Annotated in this window: 1 protein-coding gene; it reads left to right on the top strand. The window is 31.5% G+C overall.

What is annotated here, in order from left to right; translation table 11 throughout:
• A partial coding sequence (locus tag ACY3FQ_RS18665; protein ID WP_489774631.1) for a hypothetical protein occupies positions 1–302 on the top strand: 302 nt, incomplete at its 5' end.
• Positions 303–470: the final 168 nt, after the last annotated feature.

The raw sequence follows: 470 nt of genomic DNA, 5'->3' as shown, positions 1-470 counted from the left end.
TAATCGATCAATTTGGTGCAATTGGATATTACTTTTTAAAATTACTTTTTCTACATTTCACTCCACCTAAAGAACTAAATCTCAAGAATATAGATGCTGAAAATTGTCTAAGGGAAATAGGTTTACTAGAACACATAGTGAATGCTATTACAAAAAACCCACTAAAATATAATCCCTTAGAAAGCAGATTCAAGAATTTTCGACTCGATGGTGAACAATATCAAGGTTCTAAAGTTTATATTGATATCGAAGATAATGGATGTTTCTATGTTAGTTTAGAGGTACTTCAATTGTTAAAATAAAAAATTTACTAAACAACCAAGCCATACTTGTATTACCCCCGTAAAACGGACAGTTAACTTGCTAATTTTAACGATCGAAACTCCCGAAGGGATTTCATTTTTAGCCCACTATACAGATGATTGCAATTGTAATCTTTAATCCAAATAGGTAAGCACTTCATCACGGCT

The organism is Acinetobacter sp. AB03 (genome assembly GCF_058107045.1).
Note: the sequence above shows the minus strand (reverse complement) of the source record. Positions and strands in the feature narration are given on the sequence as shown.